This is a genomic window from Ascidiimonas meishanensis (assembly GCF_037782385.1).
GTDB classification, from domain to species: Bacteria; Bacteroidota; Bacteroidia; order Flavobacteriales; family Flavobacteriaceae; genus Ascidiimonas; species Ascidiimonas meishanensis.
This window is the reverse complement of sequence record NZ_JBBEXD010000003.1, coordinates 321,660-336,001: the sequence shown is the minus strand read 5'-3', so window position 1 is coordinate 336,001 and position 14,342 is coordinate 321,660. Positions and strand designations below refer to the sequence as shown.

Annotated in this window: 14 protein-coding genes; 8 read left to right on the top strand and 6 right to left on the bottom strand. The window is 34.1% G+C overall.

The genetic code is table 11. The features are described 5' to 3' along the window. The first annotated feature begins 180 nt into the window (after nt 1-180). From WBG07_RS06580 to WBG07_RS06570, 3 genes are all read left to right on the top strand, one after another. Nucleotides 181-531, top strand: coding sequence for a T9SS type A sorting domain-containing protein (locus WBG07_RS06580; RefSeq protein ID WP_340200078.1), 351 nt, complete (start codon nt 181-183; stop codon nt 529-531). Nucleotides 532-614: 83 nt separating this feature from the next. Next, on the top strand, nt 615-1,592 hold the full coding sequence (locus WBG07_RS06575; RefSeq protein ID WP_340199726.1) for a LuxE/PaaK family acyltransferase: 978 nt from the start codon (nt 615-617) through the stop codon (nt 1,590-1,592). A 107-nt stretch (nt 1,593-1,699) separates the two neighbouring features. After that, a complete protein-coding gene (locus WBG07_RS06570) occupies nt 1,700-2,149 on the top strand; it encodes a YHS domain-containing (seleno)protein (RefSeq protein ID WP_340199725.1) in 450 nt (149 codons plus the stop codon). Nucleotides 2,150-2,528: 379 nt separating this feature from the next. Here the strand turns inward: WBG07_RS06570 and tyrS are convergent, their stop codons facing one another. After that, entirely contained in the window at nt 2,529-3,824 is a 1,296-nt protein-coding gene (tyrS, locus tag WBG07_RS06565) for a tyrosine--tRNA ligase (RefSeq protein WP_340199724.1), read from the bottom strand. 133 nt (nt 3,825-3,957) lie between these two features. Between tyrS and WBG07_RS06560 the strand changes: the two genes are divergently transcribed. Further along, a complete protein-coding gene (locus tag WBG07_RS06560; protein WP_340199723.1) occupies nt 3,958-4,959 on the top strand; it encodes an NAD-dependent epimerase/dehydratase family protein in 1,002 nt (333 codons plus the stop codon). Here WBG07_RS06560 and WBG07_RS06555 read toward each other — a convergent pair. The 3 genes from WBG07_RS06555 to WBG07_RS06545 are packed head-to-tail and all read right to left on the bottom strand — an operon-like array spanning nt 4,949 to nt 7,467. Further along, nucleotides 4,949-5,392: a DUF4296 domain-containing protein gene (locus WBG07_RS06555; RefSeq protein WP_340199722.1), complete on the bottom strand. Its 444-nt coding sequence runs from the start codon at nt 5,390-5,392 to the stop codon at nt 4,949-4,951. The genes WBG07_RS06560 and WBG07_RS06555 overlap by 11 nt on opposite strands. Next, nucleotides 5,389-6,729 carry a dihydroorotase gene (locus WBG07_RS06550; protein WP_340199721.1) on the bottom strand — a complete coding sequence of 447 codons (1,341 nt, stop codon included), beginning with the start codon at nt 6,727-6,729 and terminating at the stop codon, nt 5,389-5,391. The genes WBG07_RS06555 and WBG07_RS06550 overlap by 4 nt, the downstream gene beginning before the upstream one ends. Nucleotides 6,730-6,732: 3 nt before the next feature. Then, entirely contained in the window at nt 6,733-7,467 is a 735-nt protein-coding gene (locus tag WBG07_RS06545) for a polyprenol monophosphomannose synthase (RefSeq protein WP_340199720.1), read from the bottom strand. A gap of 129 nt (nt 7,468-7,596) precedes the next feature. Here WBG07_RS06545 and WBG07_RS06540 point away from each other — a divergent pair, with 129 nt between their 5' ends. From WBG07_RS06540 to WBG07_RS06530, 3 genes are read left to right on the top strand one after another with little or no spacing between them, the layout of a single operon-like run. Continuing rightward, on the top strand, nt 7,597-9,276 hold the full coding sequence (locus tag WBG07_RS06540) for an ArnT family glycosyltransferase (RefSeq protein ID WP_340199719.1): 1,680 nt from the start codon (nt 7,597-7,599) through the stop codon (nt 9,274-9,276). Next, nucleotides 9,242-9,925, top strand: coding sequence for a DUF4271 domain-containing protein (locus tag WBG07_RS06535; RefSeq protein WP_340199718.1), 684 nt, complete (start codon nt 9,242-9,244; stop codon nt 9,923-9,925). Before WBG07_RS06540 ends, WBG07_RS06535 begins: the two co-directional genes overlap by 35 nt. A gap of 27 nt (nt 9,926-9,952) precedes the next feature. After that, complete coding sequence (locus WBG07_RS06530; RefSeq protein ID WP_340199717.1) at nt 9,953-10,699, top strand: uroporphyrinogen-III synthase; 747 nt, start codon at nt 9,953-9,955, stop codon at nt 10,697-10,699. Nucleotides 10,700-10,774: 75 nt separating this feature from the next. Here WBG07_RS06530 and pckA read toward each other — a convergent pair whose 3' ends face one another. Together pckA and WBG07_RS06520 are read right to left on the bottom strand one after the other, a co-directional pair. Beyond that, complete coding sequence (pckA, locus tag WBG07_RS06525) at nt 10,775-12,382, bottom strand: phosphoenolpyruvate carboxykinase (ATP) (RefSeq protein WP_340199716.1); 1,608 nt, start codon at nt 12,380-12,382, stop codon at nt 10,775-10,777. A gap of 77 nt (nt 12,383-12,459) precedes the next feature. After that, entirely contained in the window at nt 12,460-12,849 is a 390-nt protein-coding gene (locus tag WBG07_RS06520; RefSeq protein ID WP_340199715.1) for a DUF423 domain-containing protein, read from the bottom strand. Between the two features lie 90 nt (nt 12,850-12,939). On the opposite strand from WBG07_RS06520, the gene WBG07_RS06515 reads away from it, so the two are divergent. Beyond that, a complete protein-coding gene (locus WBG07_RS06515; RefSeq protein WP_340199714.1) occupies nt 12,940-14,310 on the top strand; it encodes a saccharopine dehydrogenase family protein in 1,371 nt (456 codons plus the stop codon). Nucleotides 14,311-14,342: the final 32 nt, after the last annotated feature.

The following is a 14,342-nucleotide window of genomic DNA, read 5'->3' as shown; positions in this document are numbered from 1 at the left end:
CTGTAAAATTGCAGGATGTTTTGGTTTTCAGGTAGTTTACAACAAAAAACACCACTTTCACAAAAAAAAGGAAAAATAGGCAACGATGCTTTTTTAAAATTATTATATTTGTTTGTAACTTAACTTATTGTTTGTACCATGAATAAAAATTCTCTGCTCACTTTTATTGCCCTATCAGTGATGCATCTGTCCGCAGGACAGCCGGAATTTCATGGGGATACCCAACTATCATCAGGCCCCGATGAAATTGAAATGACCTACTACGCTGATTCCCAATCAGCAAGCGACCAAGACGGTGAAATTGAAGGTTTTAAATTATTTCCTAATCCAGTGACCAATGGTTATGTAACCATATCAACGAAAAGGAATTTAAGCAAAACCATTTCAATTTATGACGTTCTTGGTAAAGAAGTTTTGAAAACTGTAATTGCCGGAAATTCTTTAGATGTAACCAGACTTACTGCTGGTATTTATCTTATGAAAGTTTCAGAAAAAGATGCTTCAAGCACTCGAAAACTGGTCATCCGCTAATTCAAAGTAATATTTTAAACTAGAAAAGCTTCCTCAACAGGAAGCTTTTTATTTTGGCTACTTTTGTAAGTGAAAATTACTTTATGAACAGCAAGAATGTTTTTAATATAAAAACCCGAGAAGATTTTGAAAAAACAGCACTAAACATTTTTCAATATCAATATAAAAACAATGTTGTTTATCAAAATTTCTGTGGACTTCTAAAAAAAAACCCAGCCTTAGTTAAAGAGGTAGATGATATTCCCTTTTTACCCATTCAATTTTTTAAATCTCACCAAGTTATAACTGGAAACCTACCTATAGAAGAAATATTCACTAGTAGTGGAACTACTGGCAGTACTTACAGCAAACACTATGTAACAGACCTTTCTATATATCAACAGAGTTATCTTAAGAGTTTTCAAAAATTCTACGGTTCCCCAAAAGATTATGTAATACTGGCATTATTGCCATCCTACCTTGAAAGAAAAGGATCTTCTCTCATTTTTATGGCAGAAGATCTAATTAAAAAATCAGGCAAAGAAGAAAGCGGATTCTATTTACACGACTTAAAGAAATTATCAGCCAACTTAAAAAAACTAGAAGCTGCAAATCAAAAAACACTACTTATAGGAGTTACTTTTGCCTTATTAGATCTCGCAGAAAAATATCCTCAACAATTACATCATACTATTGTAATGGAGACCGGTGGAATGAAAGGACGCCGCAAAGAAATGATTCGTGAAGAGGTTCATGATATACTCCAAGACAACCTAAATGTAACCAAAGTTCACTCTGAATATGGAATGACCGAATTACTTTCTCAAGCCTATTCAAAAGGAGACGGAATTTTTACCTGTCCTCCCTGGATGCAAATAAATACAAGAGACCCAGAAGATGCCTTATCAAAACAAGCCATCGGAAAAACTGGAGGTATTAATATTATTGATCTGGCAAACATAAACTCCTGTGCTTTTATAGCTACCCAAGACCTAGGTAAAGTTTATGCAGACGGAAGTTTTGAAATTTTAGGCAGGTTTGACCATTCAGATATTAGAGGTTGTAATCTTATGGCTCTCTAAATTGAGTAACTACAACTCCTTAAGTAAACTTTAACACTATTTCGTTCTATTTTCCTGAAAGTTCTTTCAAAACACTCCGACTCACTCATCAAATAAACAAATCAAACATGAAATCAATACACTATTTTGTTATCGCAGTTTTATTTTCTATCTCGGGAATTTATGCACAATCAGATTTTAATACTAAAAAAGGAATAGCCATAAATGGTTATGATGTAGTGAGCTATTTTGATGGGAAACCAAAAAAAGGTGATAAGATATTTGCTGTTGACTATGAGGATACCACTTTTCTTTTCTCTTCAGAAGAAAACCTAGACAAGTTTGAAGCGGCACCTAAAGATTTCTTACCTCAATACGGTGGCTATTGTGCCTACGCCGTCGCGGTAAAAAGTAAAAAAGTAGACGTAGACCCAGAAACTTTTGAAGTTAGAGATGGAAAACTTTTTCTTTTTTATAATAAATGGAGCACAAATACCCTTACTCTTTGGAAAAATGAAAATCCAAAAGAACTCAAAAAGAAAGCTGATACAAATTGGCAGAAGATTGGAAAAAAATAATACCTAAATACGAATAGTTTTCATAAGTTAAGTTTAATTGGTTAAAAGGGAAAGTTGTTTAAAACCAGCTTCCCCTTTTTATGTTTTTATGAGTAGCTATTAATTAGGAGTGGTCTATCCATATTCATGAGTACAATTAAAAAACATATAACTACTCAAAAAAACTTCTTGAAGAGAAAAAAACAAATCAGATAATACCAGTACTTACTATGAAAAAGTTGAAAAATAAGCTGGATGCTTTGCAAGAACAAAGAAGATATGGTTTTCTATGATGAGATTTCTGAATTGGGTCACCCACAAAACCGCAGTTGTTCAATTCTGTTCATGTTGACAACAGGTTGCTTGTAAACGCAATCCAAACTTAAAAGAAACCCTTCTTTTATTCAAAAGACAATACAAAGTAATTTTTCTTGCCTCGTTGTAATAAAACATATTTATTATTAATAAGATCGTCTATGGTAATCATTTTGTCTCCTCCTACTTTTTCCTTATTCACTGAAATGGAGTTTTCTTTTAAAGCTCTTCTTGCTTCTCCATTACTTTTTAGAAAGCCTGATTGTTCTGCCAAAGCACTCACAATATCAAGACCATTAGCAATACTATCTTTAGAAATAGATGCCTGTGGCACTCCCTCAAAAACGTCCAGAAACGTAGCTTCGTCCAACTTACGAAGTGCTTCTGAGGTAGCTTTGCCAAATAATATTTCAGACGCCTGTATCGCATTTTCTAAGTCCTCCTCAGAATGAACCATCACCGTAATCTCTACCGCTAGTCTTTTTTGTAATGTTCTTAAATGCGGTGCCTCTTGATGCTGCGCTACAAGAGCCTCAATTTCTTCTTTAGAAAGTAGCGTGAAGATTTTTATATATTTTTCTGCATCTGCATCAGAGGTATTTAACCAGTATTGGTAAAATTTGTAAGGGGAAGTTCGCTTAGGGTCTAACCATATATTTCCTCCTTCGGTTTTACCAAACTTGGTTCCATCTGCCTTGGTTATAAGCGGACAAGTCATTGCGTATGCCTTCCCACCACCTATACGCCTAATCAATTCAGTTCCTGTAGTAATATTACCCCATTGATCACTTCCTCCCATCTGAAGTGTACAATTGTTTTCTCTATAAAGATGAAGAAAATCATATCCTTGCACTAGCTGATAGGTAAATTCTGTAAAAGACATACCCTCAGCAGCTTCTGATGACAAACGTTTCTTTACAGAATCTTTTGCCATCATATAATTTACCGTAATATGTTTTCCTACATCTCTTATGAAAGAAAGAAATGAGAACTCTTTCATCCAATCATAATTATTTACCATTACCGCAGCATTCTCATTTTTAGTATCAAAATCTAAAAATTTTCGCAACTGATTTTTGAGTGCCTCCTGATTATGACGCAGCGTTTCTTCATCTAATAAGTTACGCTCATTTGATTTCCCAGAAGGATCTCCAATCATTCCGGTAGCACCCCCTACTAAGGAGAATGGTTTATGCCCGCACAATTGAAAATGTTTTAACATCATAACCCCAACCAAATGACCAATATGTAAAGAATCTGCTGTAGGATCTATTCCAACATAGGCTGCTCTCATTCCCTCCATTAAATGTTCTTCTGTTCCTGGCATTACATCATGAATCATTCCTCTCCAGGTAAGTTCTGCTACAAAATTCTTATGCATATGGTGTTACATTTTAATAAATACCGCGCAAAGATAGTTGTAATCCTATAAAGACAAAAGTACAAACGCACAGCCTATCAAACTTTTGCCTATTATTTTATGTCCGCATCTAATGAAATAGTAAATTCGTAGTATGATTTTAGTTACTGGAGGCACCGGACTCGTTGGCAGTCATCTTCTTTACAAGCTTATCGCATCTGGTGATAAAGTTCGCGCTATACACCGTAAGGGTAGTATGCTTGAAAAAGTACAGGAGGTTTTTGGTTTTTTTACCGATGAGCCATCTGCCCTTTTTGACCAGATTGAATGGGTAGAGGCAGATATTACAAACATTCCCCAATTAGAAAAAGCATTTGAGGGAATTACCAGAGTTTACCATTCCGCTGCGCTGATTTCTTTTGACAGTGCAGATAGTGAGGCTATGCGTAAGATCAATATTGAAGGCACAGCAAATGTGGTGAATCTTTGTATTTTAAAACATGTTGAGAAATTATGTTTTGTAAGTTCTATTGCTTCCTTAGGTAATGCGCAAAGCAACGGATTTATTACGGAAGAATCTAATTGGAATGCAGAAGGTGATAATAATGATTATGCCATTTCAAAATATGGTGCCGAAATGGAAGTATGGCGAGGTACTCGTGAAGGTGTACCAGCAGTTATTATAAATCCTGGAGTCATTCTTGGAGCTGGATTCCCTCATCAAGGAAGTGGTAAATTATTTAGTATGGCTCACAAAGGCATGCTATTCTACACAGAAGGAAAAACGGGATTTGTAGATGTAGAAGATGTAGCCAACATCATGCAGATGCTTATGGAAAGTGATCTTAAAAACGAAATCTATATCCTGATTGCTAAAAATGTCTCCTTTAAAGAAATGATGACTACCATCGCTAAAAGCATGGGTAAAAAACCTCCACAAAAAAAAGCGGAAAAATGGATTCTTGAACTTATGTGGAGACTTGATTGGATACTAAATAAAATAGTTGGAAGAAAGCGCGTAATTACCAAAACATCTGTAAAAGCAGCTTTGAAAAACTCTGTTTATGCTAACGATAAAATTACGAAGGCACTTTCTTATCAATTTAAACCTTTGGATGAAACTATAAAGAATGTAGTGAACAGGTTTAATTTTTAGTATCAATGAATTCGCGCAGTTTTCGTTCCCTCTCTAAACTATCCACTTTTATTTTGTCTTTTATACTAGTAGAATCATTATTCTTAATTGATTTACGTCTTTCAATAATGGTGTCTTTACCGGCCTTTAGTCGTTGTTCAATTTCTTCATACATTCCTAAATAAACATTTGGTTTTGAAGAATAATAAATGGTACTATTGGCAACTTGAGTGCTGTCTACCCCATATTGTTCATAGATAAAATTATCAATACTCAATCGGTCAAAATCTAACTGACCAACACTTACCCCTTTTGAAGCATACATTATGGAAAGATCATAAAGTATTTCTGTCATTTTATCTTTGGCAATAAGATCTTCAGGCTTTTCAACAAGTTCTGTTTTACAAGCAATTACAAGTAAAAATATAGCGAGTATTGGAATGGCTCTTTTCATGATCTATCAAATTCAAGACGCATTGCATGTTGTTCTTTAGAAATCTTTCCATTTTCAAAAGCAAGGTGTCCGTTTATAAAGGTATGAGTTATGCTTGAATTAAAACTAGTACCTTCAAAAGGAGACCACCCGCACTTATACAGTAAAGATTCTTTGGTGACTAATTGTGGTTTGTTGGTATTTACAATTACCAAATCTGCAAAAAAACCTTCTTTAAGATACCCTCTTTTTTTGATATTAAAAAGAATTGCAGGGTTATGGCATGCTTTTTCCACAAGTTTGGTAATCTTTATTTTTTCTTGTAATGAGGCCTCCAGCAATGCTAAAAGCGCATGCTGTACCAATGGCCCACCAGATGGAGCAGAAGTATACGGGTTCATTTTTTCAGCTAACGTATGCGGTGCGTGATCTGTAGCAAGAATATCTATTCTATCATCATTAAGAGCCTCCCATAATTGTTGGCGGTCTTTGGCTGATTTTACTGCAGGGTTCCATTTTATAAAGGTTCCTTTTGATTTGTAATCTTCATCACTAAACCATAAATGGTGTACACATACTTCTGCTGTAATTTTTTTGTCTGCTAAAGGAATATCATTTTGAAATTGAAATGTCTCCTTTCCCGTAGATAGATGAAATACATGTAAACGTGCCCCCGTTTTCTTAGCTAGGGCAATGGCTTTACTAGAAGAAAGGTAACAAGCCTCTGCACTTCTAATCACCGGATGTAATTCAATTGGAATCTGGTCTCCGTATTGTTTCTTGTATTTTTCTAAATTGGCTCTTATGGTGCCTTCATCTTCGCAATGCGTTGAAATTACCATATCTGTATTGCTAAATATCTTTTCTAGCACTTCTTCATTATCAACCAACATATTTCCTGTGGAAGAACCCAAAAACAATTTCACTCCTGGACATGCATTCTTATCCAGTTTTTTTAGCTCTTCCAGATTATCATTCGTACCTCCAAACAAAAATGCATAATTGGCAAAAGATGTTTTTCTTGCTATTTCATATTTCTCTTCAAGCTTGGCTATTGTAGTTGTTTGGGGGTTGGTATTTGGCTGTTCCATAAAGGTTGTAATTCCTCCGGCCAACGCTGCCCTACTTTCTGTAGCAATTGTTCCTTTATGCGTTAGCCCTGGTTCCCTAAAATGCACTTGATCATCTATAAGTCCGGGGAGTACATAATTACCTTTAGCATCAATTACGCTATCATTTTCTTCTGGAGTGATTGACGTTGCAATTTTATCAATATAAACGCCTTTAATGCGCAAATCACCCTCAATAATACTATTTTGGTTAACTATGCGAGCATTTTTAATTATTGTTCTTCTCATAACTTAAAAGTTCTTCTTATCAAAAATACTCTTAAACTTCATGCTTATCACTCCAAAAATAGCCTCTGTAATAATAGAACCGCTCATTTTTGAAGTACCTCGCGTTCGATCTTTAAATATAATTGGGACTTCTTTAATTTTATATTTTTTAAGGTGTGCTCTAAATTTCATCTCGATCTGAAAGGCATATCCAATAAATTGAATATTATCAAGATTAATATTTTCAATCACTTCTTTCTTGTAACATATAAAACCTGCGGTAGGATCATGCACTCGCATGCCCGTAATTAGTTTAACATAAAACGAAGCTCCATATGAAAGTAAAATCCGGTCTAGACTCCAATTTACTACATTAACTCCTTTTACATAACGAGAACCAATGGCTATGTCATTACCATCTACCGCACAGGCATTATATAATCTTGGTAAGTCTTGAGGGTCATGTGAAAAATCAGCATCCATCTCAAAAATATATGCATACCCTTGTGACAATGCCCATTTAAATCCGTGAATATAAGCAGTTCCTAAACCGCTTTTACCTTCTCTTTTTTCTAAGAAAAGACGCCCTTCAAATTCTTTTTGTAGAGATAAAACACAATCAGCTGTTCCGTCAGGCGAGTTATCATCTACAATCAAAACATCAAATGCCTTTTTTAAAGAGAACACAGCTCTAATAATGGCTTCTACGTTTTCAATTTCGTTATAAGTAGGAATAATAACAAGACCGTCTGATTGCATGCAATAATAATTGAATGGCAAAAATAATATATTCCATCACTTTTAAAACCATTCTCTAATGTTTAAGAACAATTTAACCTGCGTAAGGATATACTTTTTAAGTATTTTTGTCCAAATTATAATCATTTAATGAATAAAATTAAAGGATATTCACCAAAGGTGTTTTACGCTTCTCTGGTCTTGATTACAATTATTAACCTGATTCAAGCTTCGTCTTCAGAACTTATTCTGGATGAGGCTTATTATTGGTACTTTTCTCAGGAACTGGCACTAGGATATTTTGACCATCCACCAATGGTAGCACTTCTGGTAGCAATTGGAAACACGCTTTTTTCTAGTGAATTGGGAGTACGCCTTTTTGCTCCTTTTTTATTTTCGGGATCTATTTTACTGTTATGGAAAACTATAGAAGATCCTAGAAAATACAAACATTATACCCTATTCATTTTATTTATTTTATCTGTCGCCCTTTTTAATGCTTATGGCTTTTTTATGGTTCCAGATACACCTATGGTCTTTTTTGCAGCACTCTTCTGGTATGCCTATAAAAAATTCTTAGCCAATAAAAGTATCGTATCAGTATTACTGCTTGCAATAAGCATGGCAGCAATGATGTATAGTAAATACATGGCCATTTTGCTTATAGGGTTTATTCTTATTTCTAATCTTAAATTACTTTTGAATAAAAGGTTTCTCGCTGCGGCCATTTTATCTTTGATTTTATATTTTCCGCATCTCTACTGGTTATATGAAAATGACTTTGTTTCTTTAAAATACCATTTAGTTGGCAGAGCAGATAGCCAATACAAAATTGTCTTTACGCTAGAATATCTTCTTGGCTTTATTTTGATTTCTGGAATCGCGTTTCCATTAATTTTTAAAGCATTATTTCGTTATCCTTACAAAAACCTGTTTGACAGAGGGATGATTATAACAGTTATTGGAATATTTACTTTTTTTCTTTTTTCTTCATTCAATCGCAGAACTCAGGCGCAATGGCCCTTATTAGTATTATTTCCTTTTATAATCATAACGTTTACTTATGCTTTAGATCATTTACAATTCCGGAAATGGCTAAAGCTTTTAAGTGTGGCATCACTAGTATTAACCATCCTTATTCGCATCGCTATTTCAAATGAGCACTTTTCCCCAATTGCATATGAAACACATGGCAATAAACGGTGGGTAAAAGAATTAAGTGATCTCGCAGACTCTAAACCTGTTGTCTTTAGAAATTCGTATACAGAAGCGAGTATGTATATGTTCTATTCCGGTAAAAAGGCATTCTCTTTAAATGGATATCCTTTTAGACCCAATCAATATGACCTTAGGAACGAAGAAGATCTTTACAGGCATCAAAAAGTGGTATATTTATCAACGAGAAAGAAAGCAGACTCTGCATTTGGAATTACACGTACCTATAGAAATAGAATTTGGAGAGGAGTTACTCATACTAATTTTATCTCTTGGAGAAAACTTAAACTTTCATTATCAGAAGATGAAAAACTAACGAAACAGGATTCCATAGACTTTTACGTTTTTAATCCCTATAAAGAAACTATTCCAGTGAGTGACCTCTATTTTTATGGATTATCACTTAGTCAAAAAAAAGGGAGAATGGACACTTTACCAATCTCCTTGTCCAAAAAATTTCAAAAACAACATATCTTACCAGGAGATTCTTTAAAATTTAAGGCTTTCTTGGGTGAGAAAGCCAAGTTGAAAAGAGCTTCTTATTTTAGAGTTTGCATTTCAGAAAGAAATTTACTTCCTTTTGGTTTTCAAGGAAACATTATTCCAATACGCTAAAAATTTGGAAGTTGTACTACGAAATATAGATTATCATACTACAGAAACAATTCTACTAGCTATTTGTTTTCTGTTGATAACCGTTGTTAAAATTACAGATGAAACTAGATTTTCAAGTTTCTTGATTTTATTGTTTTCAAATAAATACCTTAAAATTTACGGTAAAGACAAACAATTAAATTTAAATTGGTTCAACATTTTACTATTCTCCAATCAGGTAATTATCTTTAGTATTCTTATAAAGTTAACATTCGCGCTGTTTGGTGAAGAATTAGACGTTCCGCTACTTGTAATCATTTTAATACTTACCCTATTTATTCTTTTTAAATTTTATTTAGAAAAATTGTTAGCCGAAATCTTTGAATTGGAAAAATTTTCTGAATATTATAATTTCCATAAAGTTAGCTACCGGAATTATATCGCTATTATTCTATTGCCATTTTTGGCTTTGATAATCTATAGCACTTTGAATAAAGAGGTTATAACTATCTTAACCATAGGGCTTTTCTTAGTCTTAAATTTAATTTCTTTTATTCTTACACTACGAAATCATCAAAAACTAATACAATCACGTCTGTTTTATTTTATTTTGTATCTTTGCGCACTTGAAATTGCACCCTATTTACTTATTTATAAGTGGGTTTACTAATAACGAAGGACTAAACTAAAGGTTTATATGAAAGTGAAGACAATTTTGGTTTCCCAACCAGAGCCTAAAGTAGAAAATTCTCCTTACATCCGGCTTATAGAAAAACAAAAAGTAAAAATTGATTTTAGACCTTTTATTCACGTAGAAGGTGTTGATGCTAGAGAAGTAAGGCAACAAAAAATAGACCTTTCACAGTATACAGCTATTATTCTTACTAGCCGAAACTCAATTAACCATTTCTTTAGAATTGCTGAAGAAATGCGATTCAAGGTTCCAGACTCTATGAAATATTTCTGCCAATCAGAAGCGGTTGCTTATTATTTACAGAAATATGTAGTTTATAGAAAGCGTAAAATATACGTAGGTAAGATGGCTTTTAAAGATCTTGCTCCACTGATTAAGAAGTACAAAGACGAAAAATTTCTACTCCCTTCTTCTGATGTTTTAAAACCAGAAGTGCCCAAAATACTAGACGATTTAAAAATAGGATGGACGAGAGGTATTTTGTACAAAACGGTGATTAGCGATCTGTCTGACCTGAGAAATGTTTATTATGATATTTTAGTTTTCTTTAGTCCCTCAGGTATTGAATCATTGTTTAAAAATTTTCCAGATTTTGAACAAAATAATACCCGCATTGCTGTTTTTGGTAACAGCACTGTTCGGGCGGCTAACGATGCAGGACTTCGCATAGATATAGAGGCTCCAACTCCGGAAACCCCTTCTATGACTATGGCTTTAGAAAAATACATATCGGAAGCAAATAAGAAATAATTGTTGTTTATATAAAAAAATGCCTGCTTGAAGCAGGCATTTTTTTATGGAAAGTGATTTTCGCTACTTTTTAAATTACACCAAAGGCCCTCCTTCCAAAGTTTCCTTATTTGCATACGCTTCAAACTTTTTAAAGTTCGCTTTAAAAGCATCTGCAAGCTCTTGAGCCTTCTTATAGTAGCCCTTATCATTATTCCATGTTTTTCTAGGACTCAACACTTCAGTAGGAACACCTGGGCAAGTTCTTGGTTGAGCAACACCAAATACAGAGTGAATATGATAATTTTCATAATTGACCTGGTCTAGTTGTCCTTTCATAGCTGACGTAATCATAGCACGCGTATATTTTAATTGCATTCTTTTTCCTATACCATAAGGTCCACCAGTCCATCCCGTATTAATAAGCCAGACATTAACACCCGCTTCTTGCATTTTTTTACTTAACATCTCCGCATAATGGGTAGGATGTAATGGCATGAAAGGTGCGCCAAAACAAGCAGAAAAACTAGGTACTGGCTCATTTATTCCTGCTTCTGTTCCCGCTACTTTTGCAGTATATCCTGATATAAAATGATATGCAGCTTGGCCTGGTGTTAATTTGGAAATAGGAGGTAATACTCCAAATGCATCGGCTGTTAGAAAAAATATATTTTTGGGATTTTTACCGATACTTGGCTCTTGAATATTATCAATATGATAAATAGGATAACTTACTCTTGTATTTTGAGTGATTGAAGTATTTCCAAAATCTACTTCTCCCTTTGCATTCATAACTACATTCTCTAGCAACGCGCCTCGTTTAATAGCTCCATATATTTCTGGTTCGCTTTCTTCAGACAAATTAATCACTTTAGCATAGCATCCACCCTCAAAATTAAAAACAGTATTTTCTGCAGTCCATCCATGCTCATCATCACCAATTAATCTTCGGTTAGGATCTGCTGATAAAGTAGTTTTACCTGTTCCCGAAAGCCCAAAAAATATGGCAGTATCTCCTTCTTCCCCAACATTTGCACTACAATGCATGGGTAATGTATTTTTATAAACAGGAAGCAAAAAATTTAATGCCGAAAAAATTCCTTTCTTAATTTCACCCGTATAACCCGTGCCTCCTATTAAAGCTATTTTTTTTGAAAAGTTCAAAATAGCAAAATTATGTTGGCGCGTTCCATCTTCTTCCGGATTAGCCATAAAGCCTGGCGCATTAATGACAGTCCATTCAGGATCAAAATTCTCCAAATCTTTACTTTCAGGCCTTAAAAACATATTGAAAACAAATAAGTTACTCCATGGATACTCATTTATTACTCTTATGTTGGTTTTGTAATTATCATCTGCGCAAGCATAACAATCCCTTACATACAGTTCTTTTCCAGAGAGATAAGAAACCACTTTATCATATAGTTTGTCAAAATCACTTGGTTCAAAAGGAATATTAATAGTACCCCACCATACCTTATCTGTAGTGATAGCATCTTTTACAATAAACCGATCTTTGGGAGATCTCCCTGTAAATTCTCCTGTATTAATGGCCAGTGCTCCTGAAGAAGCTTCTAAGCCCATACCATGAGCAATACTTATTTCATGAAGCTTATCTGCTGATAATTGGTAGCGTACATTCGTATTTTTTATACCATAACTTGTTAACGAAATCGTTTTCGTTATTAAGATATTATTTTCCATTTTTTAATGGTTTGAAAGGTTAGTTTTGCATCGCAAAAATACAAAATATTACCTACTCAAACGTTTTCGCTATCGATTTATTCTCTCTTTGTAGTGATTAACTTATAAAACATAAGCGCCCAACTTACTATTAATAATCCCCCGCCTATGGGAGTTATAAAACCAATAATTTTAAAATCAAATGATGTGAGTGTATTTGTAGCCAATAAATATATAGAACCTGAAAAAAGTACTATTCCTAAAATAAGAAAGCTCTTTAAGAGCTTTAAAGTGTTATGAGAAAAAACATTTGAGGAACCCAGAAAAAGTAATAACAAAGCATGGTACATTTGATATTTAACAGCCGTTTCAAAAGTAGCAATGGCATTCTCATTTAACACTTTCTCTAGTGCATGCGCCCCAAATGCTCCAAAAACAACCGCCAACATTCCAAACAGAGAACCAAAGATTAAAATTGTTTTTTTCATAACTTAATATTCAATATTTTTTATAGATATAACAATTTGCTACATTCGTGAATAAATTAAACGATTACAAAGTTACAGAAGAATATCAGTATGCGAAATATTTTGATCATTGGAGGAGGAAAATCTACTTCATATCTTATTCAATATTTTTTAGATAAAAGCAAAAGCGAAGAACTCTTTATTACCATTGGAGATCTTTATCCTGAAAATGCAATTAATTTATTGCAGAATCATCCAAATTCGCGGGTAATTCAATTAGATATCTTTAATATGCAGCAAAGGCAAAATGCTATTAAAGAAGCAGACATCGTAGTTTCCATGCTCCCTGCATCTCTGCATATGGAAGTTGCTAAAGACTGTCTTACTTTTAAGAAAAACATGGTTACCGCATCTTATGTAAGTGACCCAATGAAAGCATTGGATGCTGAGGTAAAAAAAAGCGGACTTATTTTTATGAATGAAATAGGTGTTGATCCCGGCATAGACCATATGAGTGCTATGGAGATTATAGACAGAATAAGGGAAAAGGGCGGTGAAATATTATTATTTGAATCTTTTACAGGAGGTTTGGTAGCTCCAGAGAGCGATCACAATCTTTGGAATTACAAATTCACTTGGAATCCAAAAAATGTAGTGCTTGCTGGACAAGGCGGAGCAGCTAAATTTATTCAAGAAGGTAGCTATAAATACATTCCTTATCATAAACTTTTTAGACGTACAGAATTCCTTGATATTGAGAAGTATGGCAAATTTGAAGTGTATGCCAATCGAGACTCATTAAAATATAGGGAAGCGTACGGCCTTGAAGATGCGCTTACATTATATCGCGGAACCATGAGGCGGGTTGGGTTCTCAAAAGCCTGGAACATGTTTGTGCAATTAGGGCTTACAGATGACAGCTACGAATTGGAAGGGTCTGAAAACATGTCTTATCGAGATTATGTTAATTCATTTCTTCCCTATTCGCTTACAGATTCTGTAGAACTCAAACTGAGACATTACCTTAAAATTGATCAGGATGATATTATGTGGAATAAACTCATGGAACTTGACCTTTTAAATTCCGATAAAAAAGTAGGGCTTAAAAATGCAACGCCCGCTAAAGTACTTCAAAAGATTTTAGAAGCATCATGGACCTTACAGGATGAGGATAAAGATATGATTGTTATGTATCATAAATTTGGCTTTGAATTAGAAGGTAAAAAAAGACAAATAGACGCCAGTATGGTTTGCTTAGGCAAGGATCGCACTTATACGGCAATGGCCAAAACTGTAGGTTTGCCTGTAGCCATTGCCACCCTACAAATACTTAATAAACAGATTAAAAATACCGGAGTACAGATTCCTATTTCAAAGGAAATCTATAAACCTATCTTAGAAGAACTCAAAAAGTTTGATATAGAATTTATTGAAAAAGAAGTTCCTTATGTAGGATACAATCCCGACAATGTGGCAGATTAAGTTATTGAATATAAGCTGTTTTTGTATATTTA